This is a genomic window from Acinetobacter sp. YH01003, assembly GCF_013420525.1.
GTDB classification, from domain to species: domain Bacteria; phylum Pseudomonadota; class Gammaproteobacteria; order Pseudomonadales; family Moraxellaceae; genus Acinetobacter; species Acinetobacter towneri.
In genome coordinates this window covers 353149-377501 of record NZ_VOXY01000001.1, presented here as the reverse complement: position 1 = coordinate 377501, position 24353 = coordinate 353149, and the positions used below count along the sequence as shown (strand labels likewise).

Genomic DNA, 24353 nt, shown 5'->3' with positions numbered 1-24353 from the left:
GAAAAGCGTGGAATCGAATCACAATAAAAGTGGGATATTCCATAAAAGTTGCCAGTTTATTCTTTTTTTTCATTATTCAAATCCACTTCGCACTTGCCTTTTTCTGTAAAAAGGGGTGTCATTATCCAACTTTTTTCAAATTAGCTGATGGACATGCCTAATTTAAACACAACACATCAATTTGATGTGATTATTGTGGGAAGTGGTGGTGCAGGTTTGAGTTTAGCGCTCTCATTACCCCAGCATTTCAATATTGCCGTTTTGGCGAAATCTACCCTCACTGAAGCCAGCACCTTCTATGCGCAAGGCGGTGTCGCGGCAGTGCTTGATGAAACAGATTCAATTGAACAACACATAGATGACACTATGATTGCAGGTGCGCATTTATGTGAAATGGATGCCGTCAAACAAACCGTAGAAGGCGGCAAACCTTCGGTAGATTTTCTGCTGAGACAAGGTGTTCAATTTACTTTAGATGAACAAGAACAGTTGCACTTAACCCGTGAAGGCGGTCACTCACAGCGACGTATTATTCATGCAGCCGATGCAACAGGACGCGCAATTTCGACCACTTTAGTACAACGTGTCCAAGAACAGCAAAACATCACCATTTTTGAAAATTATATTGCGATTGACCTAATTACCTCGCAAAAATTAGGTTTAAATGAAAGCAATCGCACTTTAGGCTTATATGCACTAGATGAAAAAACACAAAAAGTGCATAGCTTCCTTGCACCATTTACCGCACTTGCCTGCGGTGGTGCAATGAAAGCCTATCTGTATACATCTAACCCAGACATTGCCACAGGTGATGGTATGGCGATGGCATACCGTGCGGGTTGCCGTGTGGCAAATATGGAATTTAACCAATTCCATCCGACCTGTTTGTATCATCCTCAAGCACGTTCGTTTTTAATTACTGAAGCCATGCGTGGTGAAGGTGCATATTTGCGTTTACCCGATGGTGAGCGTTTTATGCTGCGTTTTGATGAGCGTGCAGAATTGGCGCCACGCGACATTGTAGCACGTGCGATTGACTATGAAATCAAACGCTTAGGTATTCGTCATGTGTGGTTAGACATCACCCATAAACCTGCAGAATTTGTGAAAGAACACTTCCCAACGCTGTATGCACGTTTACTGGAATTGGGCATTGATATCACTACCGATATGATTCCTGTTGTACCTGCTGCCCACTACACTTGTGGCGGAGTAATGGTGGATGAACATAGCCAAACCGATATTGCTGGTTTATATGCGATTGGTGAAACTTCTTATACAGGTTTACATGGTGCTAATCGTATGGCAAGTAACTCTCTTTTAGAATGTTTTGTCTATGGAATGGCTGCCGCCAAACATATTGAAGCCCATTATACTGCAGATTATAGTTCGCCTGAAGTTCCTGCTTGGGATGATTCGCAAGTGACGAATCCTGACGAAGATGTGGTGATTTTACAAAACTGGGATGAGCTACGCGCAACCATGTGGAACTATGTCGGCATTGTACGCACCACCAAGCGTTTAGAGCGTGCCTTGCACCGCATTGAAATGCTGAAACGTGAAATCACCGAGTATTATCAGGACTATCAAGTCAGTAAAAACTTAATTGAACTGCGTAATTTGGTTTTAGTTTCGGAAATGATTGTGCGCTGTGCCATGCAACGTAAGGAATCACGCGGTTTACACTTCACGCTAGATTATCCTGAACTTGCGCCTGAATTGAGTAAAACTGTGCTTATTCCACCAAACTTCCAAGTGGAAACCCCATTGGTGAATGAGTGATCTGATTGCTTGTTACACAACAGCATTTGCATAAAAGTATCTGTGAATAAAGTGCATTTGAATTCTAATGCAAGAAAGCACCGAATCGTGTTCCATAACACGATTCGGTATTTTATCATTTTGAATATGATGACGTTAACTTACTAAACCTCCCCCCAAGAATTCATCAAGTTGAGTTTTAGATTACGGCTGCAACTTGAGTACCATCTTGAATAAATGCTTCTAAGCGAACTTGACCAGCCAATAGTTGCTGTAATTGGTGGCTAATTATGTACTGCAATTGCTGCCGTGTTTGTTCGTCTATAGGCGCATTTTGCAATTGTTTTGACAAATGCTGTAATGCTGCTTGAGCCCCCAACTGCTGCATTTTAATTGCATACAGATAGCCCAACACCACTCCTTTCTGCACATAATTTGCAGCTAAATCATGCTGCAGATGATAAATCAAAGCACCCATCACCCGTTCATTGGCTGAGAGTTTACGCAAAGGGTCACGTGCCACACGCTGACACGGGTCTTTATAGGCATGTTCACATGAGTCCAGAAAGCTCTGTGCCAGATGCTTTAAGTTTTGCTGACGATGCGGCAACTGTGCAGCTAATCCCAACGCTACTTGTGCCGAAACAGCGCGGGTAAAATCTGCAACCAATGGGTCTGCCATTGCGACACCAATACTGTTATGCCCTATTAAACTGGATAACCAAGCCATCATGGCATGTACACCATTCCATAAACGATTTTTAATGAGTTGGATTTCGGCAATATCATCTACCAAAATCATTTGACGCATGTGTTGCAATAATGGACTGGCATTTTCCACATAAATAGGCATGTCACTTTCAGCATGAAATAAAATTAAATCCATACTTTGCAAAATGTGACTGGGCTGAAAATTGCGTCTTAAATCTTCTACATATAAGGTGGCTTGACGCTCTTGCTCAGGCTGCAATCGAGTATTGTCTTCAATTTCAATTGGCTCTGCTTCGTCATCCAACTGAAATTGCTTAAAAATATTATACTTGATGCGTAATTGGCGATATAAGTTTTGATCGCTTAATTTAGAGACCATTCTATTTACGACAGTATCGCAAAAATAATGCTGCGCCATAATTTTGGCTGCCGTATCGGGATCCAACAACGCCTCTAACGCCTGATGAATATGCGTCATCAAGAGCTGTTTTGCCCCAACTTTATTTAAAATTACCAAAATAGTTAAAGGCTGATGGAGTTCAAATTGCGCTATAAAACGGGCATATAAGCCCTGCGCAATTACTTTAGCCTCTTGCTGTAAAGCATGTTCAGGCAAACATAATGCAATTAGGCTCGACTCCACATACATTTGCTGCATCTGCTGCAAGTTCTCCGCATCAATGATGTGCATATTTTCAATTCGTTCATCATAAGAACATTGTCCATAACGAATTGAATACGTTCCAAAGGCGTTTACTGCAGAACGATATAAGGTATTCCGTGTAGAAGCATAAATACGTTTAGGACGGGTATAGCCATCCCAGTGCGATAAAATTTGGGCCAAATAGCCCCCACCTATTGCACCAAAACCATGAATCCCCACACTCAACTGATTTAAAGTTTGCGGGAAGGCCTCTTGTAAACTCGGCATTTCCAATACAGGAATAACTTGATTTAAGTCATCTAAATAAGCTTGCATACTTGCGTAATAATGCTGCGTGAGTAACAACATATTAGCATTAGGTTTTTTGATATCCCGAAATAGTATGGTTATGCCACCCGCTGCATGTGCAGATTTGATTCCATTTTCAGAATCTTCCAGCATGAAACATTCGCTGGGTTCTAGATTAATTTTTTGTGCGGCTGTTATAAAAATTTCAGGATGTGGCTTGCCCTGTTGCACCTCATCGCCACAAACTAATACATCAAAAAACTTATAGACATTGGCATTAATCAAATATTCTTCGGCAATGGCACGACGACTAGACGTAGCAACCGCCATTCTCAAGCCAGACTTTCGTAACCGCTCTAATACCTGCAACAAACCTTTTTTAATGGGCACACCAAAATTGCGCACACTTTCTAGTTCTAGTTCATCAGCACGCTGACGGATCTCACGGTAAGGAATGTCTGCACCATATTCTGCTTGAGCCAGTTGTTCAGCGCTCTTTGCACTCAAACCCAAACATTGCATGAGGTATACGTCTGAAAATTCAACGCCAATGAGCTCCTGAGATGCCTGCTTCAATGTTTGAAACCGTAATCGTTCAGTATCAAACATTGTTCCATCCATATCAAAGATTGCTCCATGAACAATATTGTTCTTAAATTTAAGCATTTAGCTCCCTTGTTTTATTACTTACGGGTTGCTAGCTTAGACAAAAGCAGATTTGATCTATATGAAAAACATAAAATGAAATATTTGTGATTATTTTTTAACCAATCAAACCCTGATTTTCATGTGGTATGTGTACATATGTAACCACATGGTAAATATAAGTAACTAAAATTAAGATAAAGCTGACTTTATTCTCAGCCAATCTGTGGAATCGAATACGTCCCTGTGACATGCGCCACGGCATCATCTACACCTTCGGAATATACCCAAACCTCACCGACCACGAGGTTTTTCCCTACTTTCATTAAGCGACATTCACCACGTAAATTACGGCCTGCTGCGGGCTTGCGTAAAAAGTTGATGTTTAAATTACTGGTCACCGCCAAAGCCACCAAACCTAATTCGCCTAAAATGGCGATATAAAGTGCATAGTCTGCAACGGTCATCATGGTCGGCCCCGATACTGTGCCGCCTGGACGTAAATCACGTTCATCGATGTGATAATTCACCAATGCCCCACGTGGGGTGATGGATACAATTTCACATTTTTCCAAACTTTGCGGAAACTCAACTTTTAAAAATTCAATAATTTCGTCTTTGGTCATATTTACTATTCGCTATTATTTAAATAAAAAAATCTTCTAAAGCATTTCCACTATAGAAGATTTTTCCATTCAATCAAATGCATAACCATGACCCATTGGCTTGTTATACCTTTGTTTGTTATGCCTTAGCTTGCAAATAGTGCATCGCCTGTGCAAATACTTGATCGGGGCTTTGTGTTGCATCTAAGCGCTTCACTCGCTCAGGGTGTCGCTCCCACAAAGTTTGATAGCCACCTCTTACTTTCTCAAAGAAAGTTGCTTTCTCTTGTTCAAAACGATCAAGTTCACCACGTGCCCGTGCACGGGTCATACCCAGTTCAATCGGTGCATCCAGCCAGAAAGTTAAGTCAGGCATACGTGCCACAAAGTTATTATTTAAAGTCTGCAACTTGCTTTCACTCAAACCACGTCCTGCACACTGATAAGCAAAACTCGCATCACTAAAACGGTCACACAGTACAGTTTTTCCTGCAGCCAACGCAGGTAAAATCACCCGATCTAAATGCTGTGCACGCGCTGCATACATCAACAATAACTCAGTGTCTGAACACATTTTTTCTTCATGGTTGACCTCGAGCAACAAAGCACGAATTTGCTCTGCCATAGGGGTTCCACCCGGTTCACGGGTTAAAACCACCGACTGACCTTGTGCAGTAAAATAATCATGAATACGGCGAATAAGTGTAGTTTTGCCTACCCCTTCAGTACCTTCAAAACTGATAAACATGCTTATTCCCCTGATTTTTTCATGCGCAGTACGTTTAAATATTCCTGTACGGCACGGTTATGATCTTGCAAATTGGTGCTAAATTTATGCCCACCGTTACCTGTCGCCACAAAATAAATGTTGTCAGATTGATCTGGATGCATCGCCGCTTCAATGGCTTTTTGACTTGGCAATGCAATTGGCGTTGGCGTTAAACCACTCATGGTATAGGTGTTGTATGGCGTTGGAGTGCGTAAATCCTGACGGGTAATATTGCCCTGATAACGCTCTCCCATACCATAAATCACGGTTGGGTCAGTCTGTAAACGCATCCCCAGTTTTAAACGACGTACAAACACACCCGAAACCTGCTCTAATTCAGCATCAACATTGGTTTCTTTTTCAATAATAGATGCCATGATTAAAGCTTCATATTTATTTTTATAGGGCAAATCTGCTGCACGATTATTCCAAGCATCATCCAATGATTTCATTTGACGCTGATATAAATCGGTTAAAATTTTACGGTCAGTTTCACCTTTGGCAAAGAAATAAGTATTCGGCGCAAATAAACCTTCGGGATGTGTAAAAGGAATATTTAAAGCTTTTAGCATTTGATCATATGGCAAATGCGACACTTCTTTGGTGACTAACTCATCTTTCTTTAACGCATCAATCAATTGTTTAAAAGTCGTGCCTTCGATCACCAAAATACGGTTCATTTGTGCATTTTCAGCATTGGCGATCATTTCCATAACCTGACGTACACTCATACCCTGACGAACTTCATACACGCCTTTTTTCATGCTGTCGTGAATCATCACCCGTTGATAGAGCTTTAAAACAATTGGAAAATTCACATGATCTTGTTCTGCCAAACGATCAATAAAGCGTGAATAGGTATCACCATCATTAATTGCCAATAATTGTTTTTTGCCTTCAATAGGATAATCTTTAAATAAGCTTGACCATAAGATCATGCCAATGACCAAAAACAGTCCGAGTACAAAAATAAGCGCACCCTGAATAGCACGCTTAGACCATATAGGTTTGGTTTTCTTTTTAGATTTTGATGGACGCTTAGACATAAGAATGAATCTGATTCAGTTGAAGTTGCTTAAATAGTTCCACACACGGCTGCACATCTAAAACCTGCTGCCCTAAATGGCTGACAATTTTCATGGGCGTTAAGGCATTACAGAAAAACAGACTTTGAATCTGCGCAATTTCCGAAACATGAACATCACGCTGTTCACAATGCAAATTCTGTTGTTGCATGCGCGATAAAATTTCTGCCCGCATGACACCGTGCACGCCATTATAACCAAGTTGCGGGGTAATCCATGTATTGTTTATACGAATGAAACAATTACTACTCACACCTTCAACCACACTGCCCTGTACATCAGTAACCAAAGCTTCTGTCCAGCCTTTTTGATCGGCTTCTTGTTTGAGCAATACCTGTTCAAGTCGGTTTAGACTTTTCAGCCCAACTAAATTCGGCATGCTTAGTCCAATCGCTTGTGCCAAGATGCCACTTTGAATGATGTCATAATGATATGCCGTATCTAAAGCCGCTTGTACTTGTGGATAGAAAAACACCCAAACATCGGCAGGATGATCAGGCAAGCTGTAGCCACGCTGCCCCACACCACGACTTAAAACAATCTTCAAAGTACCATTTAACTCGCCATGCGCCTGCTTTAAAATTGTCAGCGTTTCAGTGATTAACTCAAGATTGGCATTTAAAGAAAGTTGGCGATTGGCATATTGCAAACGCGCCAAATGGCGGTCAAATAATTCAATTTGATTTTGGCGAAAACGTGCAGTGCTAAAGCATCCATCACCATAATGAAACGCGCGATCTAACACATGAATCTGCTCGGTAGGCTTGGCATTTTTATAACACTGCATGGAAGAAGTACTCGTTATTTATCTCTAAATATAGAAAACAATGAAGAAATTTATATTTATCATTTACTGATATTCACCGCATTTTAAATTATTTTTTCAGCAAATAGACTACCGATATGCTTGCCTCATTCAACAACAGATTTAATACCTGAGGTCAAACATGAACTTTACAAAACTGAAAATTGGACTACTGGCGGCAGTACTTTCGGCAACAACCTTGAGCGTTTCTGCAAAAGACTTTCTGAATGTTTCCTACGATCCAACCCGTGAATTATACGATAACTTTAACAAAGATTTCGGTGCGTACTGGAAAAAAGCCACCGGGCAAAACATTAACTTTAAACAATCACATGGCGGTTCGGGCAAACAGGCACGTGCGGTGATTGATGGTCTAGGTGCCGATGTCGTGACTTTGGCACTGGCTGCCGATATTGATGAAATTGCCAAACGCGGTCTATTACCTAAAGACTGGCAAAAGAAATTTCCGCACAACTCGACCCCTTATACATCCACAATTGTATTTTTAGTGCGTAAAGGCAACCCGAAAGGTATTCGAGATTGGGGCGATTTGGTCAAACCTGGTGTGGAAATCATTACTCCAAATCCAAAAACATCTGGCGGTGCACGCTGGAACTATTTGGCAGCGTGGGCATGGGCAAAACATCAACCTGCGGGCAATGATGCTAAAGCGCAAGAGTTTGTTCGCCAAATTTATAAACAAACCAAAGTATTGGATTCAGGCGCACGTGGCTCAACCACCACTTTTGCAGAACGTGGCATTGGTGATGTTTTGTTAGCTTGGGAAAATGAAGCCTATTTAGCCGTGCGTGAACAACCGGGTAAATTTGAGATCATCACGCCTTCTCTATCTATTTTGGCTGAACCGCCTGTGGCGATTGTAGAGAAAAATGTGCAAAAAGATGGCAATCAACACTTAGCCAAAGCCTATTTAAACTATCTCTATTCGCCTGCGGGTCAAAACATTGCTGCGAAGAATTATTACCGACCACGTAATGCTACGGTGTTGGCACAATATAAGTCGCAATTTAAACCATTGAAGTTGGTGACTATTGATCAAGAGTTTGGTGGATGGAGCAAAGTTCAGAAGCAACACTTTGAAAATGATGGCATTTTCGATCAGATTGTCAAAGCCAACCAAACCAAATAATACTCCGAAAGGTAAATCATACCAAAGCTCTAGCTGAAAACACCCAAATTGAAAAATGCGGGTGTTTTCACAAACGCATTTTTACCTGATTCACATATATCTCTTTTATTCATATAAAATTCATTTTTAATTATTTTTTTTGCATAGAAACTCTAGTTATCCTTGTTGCAGATTATTTAAAACATGAATTTTACAGCATTATCTTACTGAGTTTTGAATCCAAGTGATCACAGCCAAAGCTGAAAATGATGGGTTCAATTCATATTCAAGCGTTATTCAGATCATTATTTCAGGCTGAAATATGCGAAGGAGCATCGACATGATTCATACCGTAATTGTTCCAGGTGTAGGTGGCAGTGAATATGCGCACTGGCAATCTTGGTTACAACGACAACTCATGTCTTGCTCGCGTGTACAACAGTCAGACTGGAATAGCCCAATTTTACAGAACTGGGTTGCTGAATTTGTCAAAACAGTTGCCCCGATTCAGAACGATATTCAAATTGTGGCGCACAGCTTTGGTTGTCTGACCACAGTGGCAGCCTTAGCACAGCAACCTAAATTGCAGGCGAAAATTAAAAATGTGGTTTTGGTTGCACCTGCTAACCCTGCCCGTTTTGGTGAATCTGGTTTTGCACAACACAGCCAAAGCAATTATTCGGCTTATTTTCAGCAACTTAAATTGGCTGTACCGACACGCTTATTGATCAGTGAAAATGACCCGTGGCTAAGTTTTGCAGATGCACAGGCACTTGCCCAAGCATGGCAATTAACACCGATTAATTTAGGACAAGTGGGTCATATTAATGTTGCATCAGGCTTTGGGGCATTTCCTGAAATTTATGATTATTTGATTGCAGAAAATATGCAATCACATATCAGTATTTCTGATAACAACAAGTATTTATTCAAATTTGCAATTTAATCTTCGCAAATTATGCTTGTGCCGAATTTATCTTTTACTTTTATCTGTTTGTTTTCAAACACTCATTCTCTCTTTTGAGGAGTCATCATGTCGCAGCGATCCAAAGTGCTGCCAGGATTTGGTCTTTCTCTAGGCTTTACCCTAGCGTATTTATCCTTAATTGTTCTTATTCCCTTATCGGCTGTATTTATTAAATCGCTGGGTATCGGTTGGGATGGTTTATGGGAAATTTTAAGTTCAGAACGTATCCAAAAATCTTTGCAACTCAGTTTTAGCGCTGCGCTCATTGCAGCCTTTATTAATGTCGTCTTCGGCTTATTATTGGCATGGTGTTTGGTACGATACAGCTTTCCGGGCAAACGTATTATAGATTCTTTGGTCGATTTACCTTTTGCATTGCCTACTGCAGTTGCGGGTATTGCCCTGACTTCTTTATACGCACCGACTGGCTGGATTGGACAATATTTAGAACCATTAGGCATTAAAGTCGCGTATACCCCTATCGGGATTACCCTTGCCCTGATTTTTATTGGTATTCCATTTGTTGTGCGTACCGTGCAACCCGTACTCAGTGACTTAGAAACCGAGTTGGAAGAAGCAGCATCTGCGCTAGGGGCTAACCGCTTTCAAATTGTCACCAAAGTGATTTTCCCTATTTTATTGCCTGCACTGATTACAGGTTTTGCCCTCGCATTTGCGCGTGGCGTAGGTGAATATGGCTCGGTGATTTTCATTGCAGGTAACCAACCATTTAAAACTGAAATTGCACCCTTAATGATTATTTCTCGTTTAGAAGAATATGACTACGCAGGTGCAACCACAATTGCTGTGGTGATGTTGCTGATTTCTTTTGTCATGCTGTTCTTAATTAACTTATTACAAGCATGGGCAAGTCGTCGCACAGGGAGAACTGCACGATGAGTTTAAATACCAACAGCAATGCTTTGGCTGAAAAACTACAATCACGCGATGCAACACGTGAACCGACTTGGGTACGCTATACCCTGATTGCAATTGCCTTCATTTTCTTCTTAAACTGTCTGATTTTGCCGCTGATTTTGGTTTTTGTAGAAGCCTTTAAACAAGGCATTGGTGTCTATGCACAAGCATTGGTGCATCCTGACACTTTATCGGCAGTGAAATTAACCTTACTCACTGCAGCCATTGCCGTACCTTTAAACGTGGTATTTGGTATTGCCGCAGCGTGGTCAGTGGCGAAATTCAATTTCCGTGGTAAGTCGATTCTCACCACCTTAATTGATATGCCTTTTTCAGTTTCTCCTGTCATTGCAGGTTTAATGCTAGTCCTGATTTTTGGTACACAAGGTTGGATGGGCGGCTGGTTGATGGAACACGACATCAAAGTTTTATATGCCGTACCTGCAATTGTGATTGCCACCATCTTCATTACTGTACCTTTTGTGGCGCGTGAATTGATTCCTTTAATGGAAGCGCAAGGCACAGAGGAAGAAGAAGCTGCGATTGTATTAGGTGCATCGGGTTGGCAGACCTTCTGGAAAGTCACTTTGCCAAATATAAAATGGGGTTTAATTTACGGCGTGATTCTGTGTAATGCCCGCGCAATGGGTGAGTTTGGCGCGGTATCTGTGGTATCGGGGCATATTCGCGGAGAAACCAACACCCTACCGCTGCACGTCGAAATTCTCTATAACGAATATACCTTTAGTGCTGCGTTTGCGGTGTCCTCTCTCTTGGCACTTCTCGCGATTGTGACCCTGATTTTAAAAACTTGGGTTGAAATTCGCCAAGAAAAGCAAAACCAACGCAATGAAGATTCAACTGTTTCTTAAGGAATGACCGCATGAGTATTCAAGTTAAAAATATTGAAAAAAATTTTGGTGCATTCCATGCACTTAAAGACATCTCCCTCGATTTTCCAGATGGTCAATTGGTAGCACTGCTTGGGCCTTCAGGCTGTGGTAAAACCACCTTGTTGCGTATTATTGCAGGATTAGAGTCGGCAGATCGTGGGCAAGTGATATTAGAGGGTCAGGATGCAACCGATGTGCATGTGCGCGAACGTCAAGTTGGATTCGTTTTCCAACACTATGCCCTATTCCGCCACATGACCGTATTTGACAATATCGCATTTGGTTTACGGGTACGTCCACGTGCAACCCGACCTTCAGAAGCCGAGATTAAAAAGCGTGTTATGCGTTTGCTCGACTTGGTACAGTTAAGCTTTTTAGCAGACCGTTATCCTGCGCAGTTATCGGGTGGACAACGTCAACGTATTGCTTTGGCACGTGCCTTAGCGGTAGAACCACGCGTATTGTTATTGGATGAACCTTTTGGTGCGCTTGATGCCAAAGTGCGTAAAGAATTACGTCGTTGGTTAAGAACTTTGCATGATGAATTACACATCACTTCAATTTTCGTGACCCACGATCAGGAAGAAGCACTCGAAGTTGCCGATCAAATTATTGTCATGAACAAAGGTAATGTCGAACAAATTGGTTCACCGCGTGAAGTGTATGAACAGCCTGCAACTCCGTTTGTATTTGACTTCTTAGGTCAAGCCAACCGTTTTGAAGGACAACATCATCAAGGGATTGTGCAAATTGGTGAAGATCGCGTACAACTTCTCAATCAACCAAATGCACCACAAGGCAAAGTGATTGCATTTGCACGTCCAGATGAGTTGCATATTCATGCCCAACCACAGGAAAATACCATTCAAGCGACCTTCTTACGTGAGGTTTGGATTGCTGGTAAAGTAGTTGCAGAATTGCAAGATCGTCAAGGGAATTTGATTGAAATTGCACTCACTGCAGATGAAGCGAAACTGCACCAATTCCGCCCAAATCAAACGGTTTGGTTAAGTGTAACCACTTTACATTTATTTGAAAATCAAGTCGCATAAGGACATCAAGATGGAGCCTAACCCGCTCCATCCTTTTTAGGGTTGCACCACTATGAATTTCCAACAACTTAGAATTATTAGAGAAACCGTTCGGCAAAACTTTAATTTAACCGAAGCGTCTGCAGCACTATACACCTCTCAATCGGGCGTGAGTAAGCACATTAAAGACCTTGAAGATGAGCTTGGTGTGCAGCTTTTTGTGCGCAAAGGCAAACGTCTACTAGGTTTAACCGAGCCAGGACAAGCTTTGCTGAGTATTGTCGAACGCATGTTGGTTGATGCAGATAACATTAAACGCCTTGCCGATGACTTTAATAAAGTCGATGAAGGCACGCTCACCATTGCGACTACACATACCCAAGCGCGTTATGTGCTGCCGCCTATTGTGAATTTGTTTAAAAAAGAATTCCCTAAAGTACATTTGATTTTGCAACAAGCCAGCCCTGTAGAAATTGCCGAAATGCTGCTGCAAGGTGAAGCCGATATTGGTATTGCAACTGAATCTCTAACCACTGAAGAGAACTTAGCAAGTGTGCCTTATTATGACTGGTGTCACAGCATTATTACCCCACAAGATCATCCTTTAGCCAGTAAAACTGAGATCAGCCTGACCGATTTGGCAGAATATCCAATCATCACTTATCACGGCGGCTTTACGGGACGTTCTAAAATTGACAAAGCATTTACCGATGCAGGAATTGATGTCAATATCGTTATGTCTGCACTTGATGCCGATGTTATTAAGACCTATGTTGAATTGGGCATGGGCGTAGGCGTGGTAAACAATGTGGCATACGATGCAGAACGCGATTACCGTCTAAAACAAATCCAGACCGATATTTTTGGGGTAAACACCACATGGATTGCGGTTCGCAAAGGACACTTACTACGTGGTTACGGCTATGAGTTTATTTCTTTATGTGCACCGAATGCCGATATTAAAGCTTTAAAGCGCATTGCTTATCCTGACGAATAACCCCATTCACATAAGAGAGCGCATTCGCTCTCTTATGTTTCATTATTTCGCCATGATCTTCGTTTATCTTAAAACAGGAAAATAATGTTTTAAATTGATTCAAATTATGCATAAAATATAATCAACAATAAAAATGATTATTTGATTTTAAACACGATTCTATCACTCAAATGCGGGACGTCACATGAAATATCATCTTTGCACTGCATGCTTGTACGTCCTGCCCATAGTGTATAGTCATGCTGCAGCTCTAGAACAAAGCCATCAATCTGTAAGCGCCTTTTTACAAGAAAATAATTATGCAGAAATAACCTTGCTTTATTTAGAGCCGAATGTTTCTGGGCAAGTACAATATCAACAACAACTCCGTGAACTGGGAGTTACTGATTTTTCGACTGGAGATTTGGTCGAAAGCAAACATTTCATCAATGCGGGCTTAAAATTACGGCTTAGCCCACAACTTTCCTTTGGTTTATTATTCGACCAACCGTTTGGTGGGCGGGTTAATTATCAATATACCCCTGAAATATATGCTGAAAAAATAGAAATTGAGTCCAGTCATATTCAGTTTGACAGTCGCAATATGACTGCACTAATCGGCTATCAACCTACCCCTCGCTGGAATTTTTTTACAGGTATTAGCTGGCAAGACTTTAAAGGCTATTTAGAGGTTTTTGGACAAGATTATGCTGTGTTTAATGGTTATAGCGTAGCATTTGAACGTGATTCTGCCCTAGGTTGGTTAACAGGATTTAGTTATCAAATTCCAGAGTATGCATTTAAAACCGCAGTGACTTATCGCGCTAAAATTAAACATCGTCTAAATACTTACGAACATACGCAACACACGCTTTTAAATCTTGTGCCCGAAAATCAGAGCGTGGTAGAAACTCCACAATCTGTCAATGCACACTTACAAACAGCGATTTCGACACATAACCTCGTCTATGCAGATTTACGCTGGGTAAACTGGTCTGACTTTAGCATTCAACCGCCACAATTTAATGCGGTCATTGCTGCCTATGCACCGTATGTACCCGAAATTTCAGGTTATCAACTGATTTCCTACCCTAAAGACCAATGGTCGGCAAAAATAGGCTGGGCGCACCGTTGGACACCCACATGGGTCAGTTTTATTGAAAGCTCATGGGACTCTGGGACTGGCAATACTGTGTCTACACTCAACCCTTCAGATGGCTTTTCAAGTTTTGGAACAGGCGTGGTATATCGTGTAAATCAAAAAAATGAGATTACATTTGGCGCACATTATTTAAAGTTTAGAAAAGCCAAAATCAATACCAATACTGACAGTGCTGTGTCTTTTGCCTCGCTGGCAACGTCCAATAATAACAATGCCCTTGTTTATGGTTTACGTCTTGCCCATCGTTTCTAATATACACGTAAACCTACACAAATAAAAAACGAGCCGAGGCTCGTTTTTTTGATTTAGCTAAAGCTATCGGATATTACCAGTGGTAACTTACACCTAGTTTGGCAACTGGCATCCATTCGTATTTGTCGTCGTTACGAACTTCATTAAGGTGATCAACAACTAATTGGTTATCTTCCCAATTGCCGCCTTCAACTTTTACATTAGTCACAGTTGGATTACCTGTATAGTAAGCACCAACCTCACCAAATACACCCCAATTTTTATTAATTTTTGGTGCAAAGCCTAGGCCTAAATATGGTGCAATGTCATTGCTATAATCTAGATCATAGCCAAGTTTACTTAAACCAGTATCTTCACCTTTAACTTTGATCGTTCCACCATCATTTCGAGCTTGTAGAGCGTATTGTTGATCGATGTAACCAACACCTGCAGCTACATAAACACCTTGTGCCCACTTACTTGGACTTGCACCCCATGGACGAATCTCAGCATTTAAGTAAGTCAAGTTGTTGTCCATATCAACATCATAGTTAACATCATCAACTTCTACGTCATCCGACCAAGAAATATCACCACCGTTATAACCCAGCGCTAAGCCCACATACGGGTTTGCAGTCCAAAGTAAGGCACCGCCATAACCTGTTGTACCTACTTCAGCACGTACACCTGTTGGAATTAATTGGTTACGATCAAACGCATAGCCATCTTTTACCACAGCTGTATCTGCCATTGCAGAACCTGCAACTGCTGCCAATACCGAAGCGGCTAAAAATGTATGTAAAGTTTTCATTGTGTTTCTCCTCAAACTAAAACTTTTTGAATTTTCATTCGTTTTGTCATGAGAAAACTATAGAGCATGTTGCGTTCAGCTTTTATGCAAAATTCACCCCGTTTTTGTTATTTTTTGATACAAATTTATTCTTATTGTTTATTGCAAAAGCATTTATTTTCAAAACTTCAACAATTTAGCGCGCAACTTAACTTGTTTATCTTACTAAGGATAAATTCCAATCTGTTCCAATTTTTATCTATTCCTCACTCAATATAGTGTAAAATCTTTGGAAAATTTTTTTCTGGTAAGAACATCGATGTCTCAGCTTTCAACAATCATTGAACAAGCATTTGAAGACCGCGCTAATTTCAGCGCTGCAGATTGTCCCTCTGAAATTCGTCAGGCAGTTGAACAAGCAATTGCAGGTTTAGATAACGGCACATTACGCGTTGCTGAAAAAATTAATGGTGAGTGGATCGTTCACCAATGGTTAAAAAAGGCAGTTTTGTTATCTTTTAAACTCAATGATAACAAGCCAATTGAATCTTGCGATTTGCGTTTCTACGACAAAGTAGACACGAAATTTACAGGTTGGACTGACGAGCAATTCAAACAAGCAGGTGTGCGTGTTGTACCGCCAGCAGTTGCACGTAAAGGTTCATTCCAAGCCAAAAATGTGGTGTTAATGCCATCTTATGTCAATATTGGCGCTTATGTAGATGAAGGCACCATGGTTGATACATGGGCAACTGTAGGTTCATGTGCACAAATTGGTAAAAACGTGCATTTATCGGGTGGTGTAGGTATTGGTGGTGTACTTGAGCCACTTCAAGCAAACCCAACTATTATTGAAGACAACTGCTTCATTGGCGCACGTTCTGAAATTGTTGAAGGCGTGATTGTGGAAGAAGGTTCTGTCATTTCTATGGGCGTTTATATTGGTCAATCGACCAAAATTTATGACCGTGAAACTGGCGAAATCCATTATGGTCGTGTACCTGCAGGTTCGGTGGTAGTTTCTGGCAACCTGCCTTCTAAATGTGGCACTTATAGCTTGTATGCTGCTATCATTGTGAAGAAAGTAGATGCGAAAACCCGTGCAAAAACCAGTTTGAACGACTTATTACGCGAAGACTAAACTTTTTTTAGTTTTCTCCATCTCTACGGCCAGCAATGACCGTAGGGATTTTTGTTTTTTTACATACTGTGATGAATTTTATGAATACCCTCCGATCTTCCGCTATTCCTGTTTCTGATCCGTCTGCGGGTTTACGCATCACGGAGATTTTCTATTCATTGCAGGGCGAAGCCAATACATCGGGCTTGCCAACCGTGTTTATTCGTTTAACGGGTTGTCCATTGCGTTGCCATTACTGTGATACCACTTATTCTTTTGAAGGTGGCGAACGTCAATCTTTAGATGACATCATCCAAACCACGCTAGAATTTAAAACACCGTATGTATGTGTGACGGGCGGTGAACCTCTGGCTCAACCGAATGCACTGCCACTCATGCAACGCTTGGCAGATTTAGGTTGTGAAGTGTCTTTGGAAACCAGTGGAGCTTTAGATATTTCTAAAGTGGATAACCGTGTGTCGAAGGTGCTGGATTTAAAAACCCCTGCATCGGGTGAAATGTCACGCAACTTATTATCAAATTTAGATTTTTTAAACCCACATGATCAAATCAAATTTGTGATTTGCAATCATGACGATTATCTTTGGGCGAAGCAGCAAGTTGAGCAATATCAGTTGCATAAAAAAGTCGATACAGTGTGGTTCTCCCCTGCATTTGCTGTCGAAAAAGGTGCAGTCGCCTTGCCACAACTTGCACGTGATTTGGCACAGTGGATTTTAGCCGACCATCTCCCTGTTCGTTTCCAATTGCAATTACATAAATTGCTTTGGAATGATGAAACAGGTCGTTAATCTCCTCACGAATCCCCATTCGTATTGACGTCAATCTTCACACTTTTGCTCAAGTTCTATCGCTATATTTTAAAATTTGGAGTTCAATTATGCGCCCTCGTGCCATTGTATTGTTATCTGGTGGATTAGACTCAACCACGTGTTTGGCATGGGCACAAGCGCGTTATGAATGTATTGCACTTAGTTTTATGTATGGTCAACGCTCGACTACAGAGCTAGATGCTGCACGTGCCTTGACTAAAAATGCAGGCATTGAGCATCGTGTGATTAATATTGATTTAGGCAACTTGGGCGGTTCTGCCCTGACCGATCACAGCATTGAAGTACCTGATCATGAGCAAGAAGGTATTCCTGTGACTTATGTGCCTGCGCGTAATACCATCTTCCTGTCTTATGCTTTGGCAGCTGCCGAAGTTTTTGATGCAGAAGCAATTGTGATTGGTATTAATGCGGTAGATTATTCGGGCTATCCTGACTGTCGTCCTGAATTTATTGATGCTTTTGCCAATATGGCACGCTTGGCAACCAAAGTTGGCGTAGAAGGCAAACCGTTAAAATTTGAGACACCTTTGTTACATTTATCCAAAGCAAATATTATTCGCTTAGGTATTGAACATGGCGTAGACTATAGTCAAACGGTTTCTTGCTACCAAGCAGATGACCAAGGACGTGCTTGTGGTAAATGTGACAGCTGTCGCTTACGCAAACAAGGTTTTGCCGATGCTGGTGTTGCAGACCCAACGCGTTATATACCGTCATAACAAGGTAAAGTGTATGAAAAATTTAAAATCAAACATTATAGTTTCTGCGATTATGTCTGTTGCTGCATTATTCGCAACAACGACACACGCAAATAATGACAAGTTGCAACAAGCATATAAAAGCACCAATGTAAAAGCAGCTTTAATTAATGTTTGTAAAGAAGAAACTGCAAAAGGCAAAAAACTGACTACAGCTGAAGTAAGCAAATATTGTACTTGTGCAGTAGAAGCAGATGGTAAATTAACCAACGCTCAAAAATGGGAAATTCAAAGCGCAATTAACCAGAAAAAGAGCCCTGCGACTTTAGCTTTTGTACAAAAGCAAAATAAAGATTTGCAAACTTGTTTTGGTCCTCAGCTTACAGGTAAATTAAAAACCTTAACTGAAGAAGCAATGAAAGCGGCTGAGAAAAAATAATTTTTCTTAACAATTTCAACTAGCCACTTTATGTGGCTAGTTTTTTATGTGCATGATTTTGGAGAAAAATATGAGCACGACAATTCAATTACCAAATCAAGCTTTTCCTGCAACCACAGGCGAAGTCAATTTAACCGAACTTGGTACAGATTGGTTAGTGGTGTATTTTTACCCGAAAGATTCTACCCCAGGCTGCACCACACAAGCTGTCGATTTTACTGCGCTAAAGCCACAATTTGATGCGCTTAATACCACCATCATTGGCATTTCGCGCGACTCAGTCAAAGCCCATCAAAACTTTACCGAAAAACAATCTTTAGGCATCAACTTGATTAGCGATAAAGAAGAAGTATTGTGTCAGTTGTTTGATGTGATTAAAGAAAAAAATATGTATGGCAAAAAAGTTATGGGCATTGAACGCTCTACTTTTATTTTCCATCAAGGTCAATTACTGAAAGAATATCGTAAAGTCAAAGCTGCAGGACATGCCGAGCAAGTGCTTGCGGATTTAACCGCTTTACAAGCTTAATTTTCAGCCTCTAAAAAAACACAATGTTCTGGATGATTGAAAGCTTTTTCAATCATCCTTTTTCATTTAAAAACTGGATTACTCCGTCAAATTACTGCTATCCTGCTGCTGGTATTTGTCTTGTAATTGACGATAAATTTCCGTGTTTTGAAATGCGGTTAAGAAATCAATTGTGCCTTGCGGGAAAAAATTAGGCTGTATTTCCCCACGATAATAAGCCTCACGTGCAGGCGTAGCAGACATGGCATCTTGCAAGCTGTCTAATTCTACCATCTCCCATTCAGGGAAAAACTTTAAATAATAAGACGAGTCATCTTTAAAATGCCCAATTAAACCAACACGATCTTGCGGTTGAATCAATTCACCGACTAAAGATTTGACTAGTTTTTGCCATTTTTCATCATTGTAGACATCTACGACATGCACAAACTTAATCCGTTCTTGCATCTCAGGTGAAAAGTTAGACAAAATCATCTGCTCACGTTCTTTGGCTAAAAACGGATTTTTTAAATTGCGCTCATTTTGTGCAGAACCTAATGCCAAAATCACATAATGACTACGTGCTAACGCAATTTGAATGGTTTGCAAATGCGCCAAATGAAATGGCTGAAAGCGGCCAATGAAAACCAAATAATCAAACGTATATTGCATAATAAATACGCCAATCCTAATTTTGATAACAACATGATGCTATCTGATACGCGGAAATGTCATCCACAACCTGCGTGGTATCAACTCATTATTGTTTTTGCAAGATAATAAATCAAAAACAATAATTGGGCAGGTTTCGTGGATGACAAATGGTTTTGCCTACTTTTGCCAAAACAAAAGTAGGTCGAACCGAAGGTTAATCCTAAAATAGAATTAATAGACGTTAAGATTCCGCCTTGCTTATTCATTTTTTAAATGAACAACCCCAAATTCTAAATAAATTTCACATTGAATTAGGAACGCAAATCTCATCATTCACTAACTTTTTATGAACTCATGAGTTGTGCCAGCGCTGCGAATTTGCGACATAATGAGCCATAAATTCAAACCAATCAAAGCAAGGATAGTACGATGACACTGAGCTGTATTCAACAACCTCACCCACATTTGAATGCGAATTTAGACAATGGCGTACTGACTTTAGCCATCAACCGACCAGAAGCAAAAAACGCGCTGTATGGTGAATTATATTTGTGGATTGCACAAGCCTTAGATGAAGCAGATCAGTCCAACGCAGTACGTTGTGTAATTTTACGTGGCACAGATGCAGATTTTAGTGCTGGCAATGACATGCAAGACTTTATGAAGTCTGCTGCACTTAAAGGACAACTACCTGCTGCCGAAGGCCCTCCATTCATCTTATTAAAATCTGCAGCTAAGTTTTCTAAACCGCTGATTGCAGCTGTACGTGGGGTGGCAATTGGCATTGGTGTCACAATTCTATTACATGCAGATTTGGTATATAGCGACAATACTGCCCTATTCCAAATTCCATTTGTGAGCTTGGGCTTATCGCCTGAAGGTGCATCAAGCAAACTTCTAGTAGAACAAGCAGGCTATCACAAAGCGGCTGAACTGTTGCTAACTGCACAAAAATTCAATAGCGAAACGGCATTATCGGCAAATTTAGTTAATAGCATTGAAACCGATGTCTATGCAACGGCGCAACAAAAAGCAGCACAATTGGCAGCTTTACCATTGGCATCACTTAAACAATCTAAAGCCCTCATGAAACATAATGTCAATGAAATTGTGGCGTGGATTGACCATGAAGCAGAGATTTTTATGCAACGTGTCGGCTCAGCAGAAATGATGGAAGCGGTGCAGGCCTTTATGCAAAAACGTAAACCTGATTTCAGCCAATTTAATTAAGCGCTGTTTAGCTGAAATGTACTTACACCCATTTCAAGTGAACTAGATGTTTTAAAACCACATTCATTTTGGCTGAATGTGGTTTTTTCTTTATTCGCCCCCATATTCTGCAATGTGCTGTCAATCATTAAAAAATTGAGGAAAATTGTAATGTCTAATCCAAATCCAACCGATGTTAAAGCTGAAAAAAAAGAACGTTATTTTGAACCTGCACCACAAGATATTGATGTAGAAAACTTTAAAAAAGTCATTCAAAGCCGTCGTTCGGTGCGTAAATTTACCGACAAAGCCATTCCTGCAGAAGTATTGGATGATTGTTTAGATATGGCTTTATTGGCTCCAAACTCATCTAATTTACAACCGTGGACTTTTGTCGTGGTGCAAAATCCTGCCAAGAAAAAACAACTGGTTAAAGCCTGCTTAGGACAACTCGCTGCTCGTACTGCAGCAGAGCTAATCGTGTGTATTGCACGTACAGACCGTGTTGATGAAATGGCAAAAAAGAATATCAGCGAGTTCCCTTTTCCTGAAGCACCTGCTGCAGTCAAAAAATATTACAAGTTTATTCCTTATAACTACATGACTGGCTACTTAAACGCAGTAGGTAACTTTAAGAAAGTCGCTTTCAAAATTGCACGTAGTTTAGATAAACAATTACCTGTGACTGCATTTAACCCTGCAGATGCCAAACTTTGGGCAAGTAAAACTACAGCACTCGCCTGTGAAAATATGGTCTTGGCCCTTCGCGCACACGGTTTTGATAGCTGCATGATGGAAGGTTTTGATGAGCCGATGGTACGCAAACTCTTAAAACTGAATGATCAACAATTTCCAGTGATGGTGATTGCTGCAGGTGAACGTGCCGAAGATGGTGTCTTTTTCCCGCAATACCGTTTTGACCGTGACCTGTTTATTCAGAAAGTCTAGGGGCTGTTAACATTTCATAAATGGCTTGCGCTGTAGGCTAAAACTGAGCAGATTAGGCATGAAACGCAAGGAATAGCGAGACTATTGCCAAGTTTCATAACGTAATCTGAGAAAGTTTTAGCCACATGAGCAAGAACAAAGCGCTGCTTTGTTTGCTGCGCAAGGGGACGAGCATATTTTTTGCTGCTATTGCGTTATGAGTCAGTCATTTAGAATAACTAAATTTCCTGCCCCATGCCTTATATCAGCTAAAAAACCTTGCGAGATATATCTCTCACGTCGCAAACATAGATGAAGTGTCAACAGACCCTAATATTTCAACTGTATTTTTAAAACCTAGCCACATTTTGACTCGTGATAAGGCGACAAGGATGTCGCCCGTTAGACTGTGGTACAGGACGTACCATCAGTCTAACAGAGGGCTTTTGTTACTTTTCGCCCGTGAAAAGTAAAATCTATCTACGCAACTTATATTTGCCCCAATCCATATATGAGTGATCGTACAATTCTATTTTTCTTTAAAAATTGGTATTTAAGTCTTTAAAAATTAATATCTAAAAGTTGCATAAACTCAAAGGCAGGCTCTTCGTAAGGATGGCTTGCCTTGAGCGCTTTTGCGACTGCCTGAGCATTTTGCTCAGGTACAATGGTTTCCACGCGCCATTCGGCAACGTGTTCCAAAGCATCTAACTCACCAATAAACGGATTTGCTCCTTTGACAGGCTTAAATTGCCCTGTGCCTAAAACCTGCCATGCACAATGTTCATAATTGCCAATTCCACCTGCACCCGCTGCAAAAACCGCCAGTTTAGTTTCTTCAAGATGAGATTCAGGCACATAGTAAATCAGTTTGAGCATATTTAAACTTCGCTATCCATTTCACAATTAATTAGAAATTAGCATAAAAAATTGGGCATCGTTGCTATTTTGGCAACCTATACGCATCATCCAATCCTCAATTTATACAATTCCCAAAAAATTTAAAGTACGCTTCGCCACAAACTTATCCCCCATTTTGTATGATTTTAGATTTAAAAAGACAAGCCATGTCGCACGCCCCTAGAGCTTTTGTCATTTTTTTGGCATGATGCAAAACAAGCACATAGTGAATAATGATAAATGACTCAAATGCGTTGGTTAGAACTGCTTTCCACAGTTCGAATTGGTAGTAAAAAACAAAGTACAGAACAGGCGCGCAGCCCTTTTCATAAAGATTATGACCGTATTATTTTTTCGCAAAGTTTTAGACAGCTAAACCGTAAAACCCAAGTCCATCCACTGACTCAACACGATGGCATTCACACTCGCCTAACCCATTCTTTAGAAGTGTCTTGTATTGGACGTTCATTGGGAATGTTGGCTGCAGAAAAAATTAAAGATCACTTGCCTATGTGGATTTCCCCTGCCGATGTCGGTGCGATTATTCAAGCTGCTTGCTTGGCACATGATATTGGTAATCCACCTTTCGGGCATGCAGGCGAATATGCCATTCGTGAATGGTTTGATGATGCTTCACACGGCAATTTCCTCGCCAAACTCAGCGATGAAGAAGAAGCTGATGTCCGTCAGTTTGAAGGCAATGCACAAGGTTTACGTCTACTCACCAAAATTGACTATCATCCAAATGATGGCGGCATGCGTTTAACCTATGCCACTTTAGGCGCTTATTTAAAATATCCATGGCTCTCCAAAACCATTGCCGAACAAGGCAACCGCCCTGCCAATCAACGTGATAAGTTTGGTTGTTACCAAGCCGAAAAAGAAATTCTCAAACAAATTGCAGAACAGCTTGGTCTGATTCAATTGGGCGATTATCACTATTGCCGTCATCCACTGACATATTTATTGGAAGCAGCAGATGATATTTGCTATGCCTTAATTGATTTGGAAGATGGCATTATCTTAAACATGCTCAGCTATGAAGAAGTTGAACCGATCTTTTTAAACTTGATTGGTGACTACGGTATTCCAGCAGAACTGGCGATGGCACGTACCACATGGCAACAAAAAATTGCCGCTTTGCGTGGTCGGGTCATGAAGCGTTTGGTCGATGAAGTCACTACAGCATTTGCCAAACACCATTTGGAAATTCTGATGGGACAGCTCAAAGGCAGTCTTTTACAATATTGCTCGGCAGATATTGAAATTGGTATTAATCGCGCCAAAGACTTAGCCCGTGAGAAAATTTTCGAGCATCCACAAAAGGCAGGGCTGGAAATTATTGCGCATCAAAGTTTACAAAACATTTTGGATGCGTTTATTCCACTCACCACGCCACATAAAACCCTAAGTTTTAAAGAGCAGCGTTTAATGTCAATCTTGCAACGCTCAGGGGCAGATTTTGCGCATAATCACTATGACAATATTATGCAAGTCTTGGATATTATCTCTAAGTTTTCAGATCACCAAGCCTATAACTTATCGCAAGAATTACAAGGCAATAAGGTCGGCTTGCTATAATGAGTAATTTGCATATCAATACTTGTATCTAAA

The 24353-nt window shown here is 40.8% G+C and carries 24 protein-coding genes; 16 read left to right on the top strand and 8 right to left on the bottom strand.

Features of this window, described 5'->3' with window-relative positions:
* The first annotated feature begins 147 nt into the window (after positions 1-147).
* Positions 148-1782: an L-aspartate oxidase gene (nadB, locus tag FTT70_RS01850; protein WP_180168217.1), complete on the top strand. Its 1635-nt coding sequence runs from the start codon at positions 148-150 to the stop codon at positions 1780-1782.
* A 178-nt stretch (positions 1783-1960) separates the two neighbouring features.
* Here the strand turns inward: nadB and mtlD are convergent, their stop codons facing one another.
* The 5 genes from mtlD to pabC all read right to left on the bottom strand — a co-directional run bounded on the left by mtlD (position 1961) and on the right by pabC (position 7315).
* Positions 1961-4090 carry a bifunctional mannitol-1-phosphate dehydrogenase/phosphatase gene (gene mtlD, locus FTT70_RS01845; protein WP_180168216.1) on the bottom strand — a complete coding sequence of 710 codons (2130 nt, stop codon included), beginning with the start codon at positions 4088-4090 and terminating at the stop codon, positions 1961-1963.
* Positions 4091-4284: 194 nt separating this feature from the next.
* Positions 4285-4695, bottom strand: coding sequence for a PaaI family thioesterase (locus tag FTT70_RS01840; RefSeq protein ID WP_096901103.1), 411 nt, complete (start codon positions 4693-4695; stop codon positions 4285-4287).
* Between the two features lie 118 nt (positions 4696-4813).
* Entirely contained in the window at positions 4814-5422 is a 609-nt protein-coding gene (gene tmk, locus FTT70_RS01835; protein WP_131261157.1) for a dTMP kinase, read from the bottom strand.
* Between the two features lie 2 nt (positions 5423-5424).
* Positions 5425-6489, bottom strand: coding sequence for an endolytic transglycosylase MltG (mltG, locus tag FTT70_RS01830; RefSeq protein WP_178865640.1), 1065 nt, complete (start codon positions 6487-6489; stop codon positions 5425-5427).
* The gene (pabC, locus tag FTT70_RS01825) at positions 6482-7315 is read right to left on the bottom strand and encodes an aminodeoxychorismate lyase (RefSeq protein ID WP_004971738.1); all 834 of its coding nucleotides are present in this window, start codon (positions 7313-7315) and stop codon (positions 6482-6484) included. The genes mltG and pabC overlap by 8 nt, the downstream gene beginning before the upstream one ends.
* A 160-nt stretch (positions 7316-7475) precedes the next feature.
* Here pabC and FTT70_RS01820 point away from each other — a divergent pair, with 160 nt between their 5' ends.
* From FTT70_RS01820 to FTT70_RS01790, 7 genes are all read left to right on the top strand, one after another.
* Positions 7476-8483 carry a sulfate ABC transporter substrate-binding protein gene (locus tag FTT70_RS01820; RefSeq protein WP_004971740.1) on the top strand — a complete coding sequence of 336 codons (1008 nt, stop codon included), beginning with the start codon at positions 7476-7478 and terminating at the stop codon, positions 8481-8483.
* Between the two features lie 319 nt (positions 8484-8802).
* Positions 8803-9408: an alpha/beta hydrolase gene (locus FTT70_RS01815; RefSeq protein WP_096901106.1), complete on the top strand. Its 606-nt coding sequence runs from the start codon at positions 8803-8805 to the stop codon at positions 9406-9408.
* Positions 9409-9495: 87 nt separating this feature from the next.
* Positions 9496-10329, top strand: a complete 834-nt coding sequence (gene cysT / locus FTT70_RS01810; RefSeq protein ID WP_004971748.1) for a sulfate ABC transporter permease subunit CysT — start codon at positions 9496-9498, stop codon at positions 10327-10329.
* Complete coding sequence (cysW, locus tag FTT70_RS01805; protein ID WP_180168215.1) at positions 10326-11219, top strand: sulfate ABC transporter permease subunit CysW; 894 nt, start codon at positions 10326-10328, stop codon at positions 11217-11219. Before cysT ends, cysW begins: the two co-directional genes overlap by 4 nt.
* Before the next feature lie 11 nt (positions 11220-11230).
* Entirely contained in the window at positions 11231-12292 is a 1062-nt protein-coding gene (locus FTT70_RS01800; RefSeq protein ID WP_168417798.1) for a sulfate/molybdate ABC transporter ATP-binding protein, read from the top strand.
* A 52-nt stretch (positions 12293-12344) separates the two neighbouring features.
* On the top strand, positions 12345-13268 hold the full coding sequence (locus tag FTT70_RS01795) for a CysB family HTH-type transcriptional regulator (RefSeq protein WP_180168214.1): 924 nt from the start codon (positions 12345-12347) through the stop codon (positions 13266-13268).
* A gap of 184 nt (positions 13269-13452) precedes the next feature.
* Positions 13453-14661 carry an OmpP1/FadL family transporter gene (locus tag FTT70_RS01790; RefSeq protein ID WP_180168213.1) on the top strand — a complete coding sequence of 403 codons (1209 nt, stop codon included), beginning with the start codon at positions 13453-13455 and terminating at the stop codon, positions 14659-14661.
* 73 nt (positions 14662-14734) lie between these two features.
* On the opposite strand, the gene carO is transcribed toward FTT70_RS01790, so the two are convergent.
* Complete coding sequence (gene carO / locus FTT70_RS01785) at positions 14735-15451, bottom strand: ornithine uptake porin CarO (protein WP_180168212.1); 717 nt, start codon at positions 15449-15451, stop codon at positions 14735-14737.
* A 298-nt stretch (positions 15452-15749) separates the two neighbouring features.
* Between carO and dapD the strand changes: the two genes are divergently transcribed.
* The 5 genes from dapD to FTT70_RS01760 all read left to right on the top strand — a co-directional run bounded on the left by dapD (position 15750) and on the right by FTT70_RS01760 (position 19070).
* Positions 15750-16571, top strand: a complete 822-nt coding sequence (dapD, locus tag FTT70_RS01780) for a 2,3,4,5-tetrahydropyridine-2,6-dicarboxylate N-succinyltransferase (protein WP_131261166.1) — start codon at positions 15750-15752, stop codon at positions 16569-16571.
* Positions 16572-16651: 80 nt separating this feature from the next.
* The gene (gene queE / locus FTT70_RS01775) at positions 16652-17362 is read left to right on the top strand and encodes a 7-carboxy-7-deazaguanine synthase QueE (RefSeq protein WP_136144777.1); all 711 of its coding nucleotides are present in this window, start codon (positions 16652-16654) and stop codon (positions 17360-17362) included.
* An 89-nt stretch (positions 17363-17451) separates the two neighbouring features.
* Positions 17452-18123 (top strand): 7-cyano-7-deazaguanine synthase QueC, encoded by a 672-nt coding sequence (gene queC / locus FTT70_RS01770; RefSeq protein ID WP_136144778.1) that lies wholly within the window; start codon positions 17452-17454, stop codon positions 18121-18123.
* A gap of 13 nt (positions 18124-18136) precedes the next feature.
* Positions 18137-18541 (top strand): hypothetical protein, encoded by a 405-nt coding sequence (locus FTT70_RS01765; protein WP_004971768.1) that lies wholly within the window; start codon positions 18137-18139, stop codon positions 18539-18541.
* Between the two features lie 70 nt (positions 18542-18611).
* Positions 18612-19070, top strand: a complete 459-nt coding sequence (locus tag FTT70_RS01760; RefSeq protein ID WP_096901114.1) for a peroxiredoxin — start codon at positions 18612-18614, stop codon at positions 19068-19070.
* A gap of 78 nt (positions 19071-19148) precedes the next feature.
* Here FTT70_RS01760 and FTT70_RS01755 read toward each other — a convergent pair whose 3' ends face one another.
* Positions 19149-19721, bottom strand: coding sequence for a nicotinate-nicotinamide nucleotide adenylyltransferase (locus FTT70_RS01755; RefSeq protein ID WP_096901115.1), 573 nt, complete (start codon positions 19719-19721; stop codon positions 19149-19151).
* Between the two features lie 411 nt (positions 19722-20132).
* Between FTT70_RS01755 and FTT70_RS01750 the strand changes: the two genes are divergently transcribed.
* Both FTT70_RS01750 and FTT70_RS01745 read left to right on the top strand, forming a co-directional pair.
* Positions 20133-20933, top strand: a complete 801-nt coding sequence (locus FTT70_RS01750; RefSeq protein ID WP_096901116.1) for an enoyl-CoA hydratase-related protein — start codon at positions 20133-20135, stop codon at positions 20931-20933.
* A 150-nt stretch (positions 20934-21083) separates the two neighbouring features.
* Positions 21084-21860: a nitroreductase family protein gene (locus tag FTT70_RS01745; protein WP_179996171.1), complete on the top strand. Its 777-nt coding sequence runs from the start codon at positions 21084-21086 to the stop codon at positions 21858-21860.
* A 540-nt stretch (positions 21861-22400) separates the two neighbouring features.
* On the opposite strand, the gene FTT70_RS01740 is transcribed toward FTT70_RS01745, so the two are convergent.
* Positions 22401-22718, bottom strand: a complete 318-nt coding sequence (locus FTT70_RS01740) for a YqfO family protein (protein WP_104851742.1) — start codon at positions 22716-22718, stop codon at positions 22401-22403.
* Between the two features lie 261 nt (positions 22719-22979).
* Between FTT70_RS01740 and FTT70_RS01735 the strand changes: the two genes are divergently transcribed.
* Entirely contained in the window at positions 22980-24320 is a 1341-nt protein-coding gene (locus FTT70_RS01735; RefSeq protein ID WP_104851741.1) for a deoxyguanosinetriphosphate triphosphohydrolase, read from the top strand.
* The last annotated feature ends 33 nt before the right edge of the window (positions 24321-24353 follow it).

Coding starts and splice junctions, on each gene's coding strand:
- queC (WP_136144778.1), top strand. CDS start 17,452: ATGCGCCCTCGTGCCATTGTATTGTTATCTGGTGGATTAGACTCAACC.
- FTT70_RS01735 (WP_104851741.1), top strand. CDS start 22,980: ATGACTCAAATGCGTTGGTTAGAACTGCTTTCCACAGTTCGAATTGGT.
- FTT70_RS01795 (WP_180168214.1), top strand. CDS start 12,345: ATGAATTTCCAACAACTTAGAATTATTAGAGAAACCGTTCGGCAAAAC.
- queE (WP_136144777.1), top strand. CDS start 16,652: ATGAATACCCTCCGATCTTCCGCTATTCCTGTTTCTGATCCGTCTGCG.
- pabC (WP_004971738.1), bottom strand. CDS start 7,315: ATGCAGTGTTATAAAAATGCCAAGCCTACCGAGCAGATTCATGTGTTA.
- nadB (WP_180168217.1), top strand. CDS start 148: ATGGACATGCCTAATTTAAACACAACACATCAATTTGATGTGATTATT.
- FTT70_RS01815 (WP_096901106.1), top strand. CDS start 8,803: ATGATTCATACCGTAATTGTTCCAGGTGTAGGTGGCAGTGAATATGCG.
- mtlD (WP_180168216.1), bottom strand. CDS start 4,090: ATGCTTAAATTTAAGAACAATATTGTTCATGGAGCAATCTTTGATATG.
- FTT70_RS01750 (WP_096901116.1), top strand. CDS start 20,133: ATGACACTGAGCTGTATTCAACAACCTCACCCACATTTGAATGCGAAT.
- FTT70_RS01745 (WP_179996171.1), top strand. CDS start 21,084: ATGTCTAATCCAAATCCAACCGATGTTAAAGCTGAAAAAAAAGAACGT.
- FTT70_RS01840 (WP_096901103.1), bottom strand. CDS start 4,695: ATGACCAAAGACGAAATTATTGAATTTTTAAAAGTTGAGTTTCCGCAA.
- cysW (WP_180168215.1), top strand. CDS start 10,326: ATGAGTTTAAATACCAACAGCAATGCTTTGGCTGAAAAACTACAATCA.
- FTT70_RS01755 (WP_096901115.1), bottom strand. CDS start 19,721: ATGCAATATACGTTTGATTATTTGGTTTTCATTGGCCGCTTTCAGCCA.
- FTT70_RS01790 (WP_180168213.1), top strand. CDS start 13,453: ATGAAATATCATCTTTGCACTGCATGCTTGTACGTCCTGCCCATAGTG.
- FTT70_RS01765 (WP_004971768.1), top strand. CDS start 18,137: ATGAAAAATTTAAAATCAAACATTATAGTTTCTGCGATTATGTCTGTT.
- cysT (WP_004971748.1), top strand. CDS start 9,496: ATGTCGCAGCGATCCAAAGTGCTGCCAGGATTTGGTCTTTCTCTAGGC.
- FTT70_RS01800 (WP_168417798.1), top strand. CDS start 11,231: ATGAGTATTCAAGTTAAAAATATTGAAAAAAATTTTGGTGCATTCCAT.
- FTT70_RS01760 (WP_096901114.1), top strand. CDS start 18,612: ATGAGCACGACAATTCAATTACCAAATCAAGCTTTTCCTGCAACCACA.
- dapD (WP_131261166.1), top strand. CDS start 15,750: ATGTCTCAGCTTTCAACAATCATTGAACAAGCATTTGAAGACCGCGCT.
- tmk (WP_131261157.1), bottom strand. CDS start 5,422: ATGTTTATCAGTTTTGAAGGTACTGAAGGGGTAGGCAAAACTACACTT.
- mltG (WP_178865640.1), bottom strand. CDS start 6,489: ATGTCTAAGCGTCCATCAAAATCTAAAAAGAAAACCAAACCTATATGG.
- FTT70_RS01740 (WP_104851742.1), bottom strand. CDS start 22,718: ATGCTCAAACTGATTTACTATGTGCCTGAATCTCATCTTGAAGAAACT.
- FTT70_RS01820 (WP_004971740.1), top strand. CDS start 7,476: ATGAACTTTACAAAACTGAAAATTGGACTACTGGCGGCAGTACTTTCG.
- carO (WP_180168212.1), bottom strand. CDS start 15,451: ATGAAAACTTTACATACATTTTTAGCCGCTTCGGTATTGGCAGCAGTT.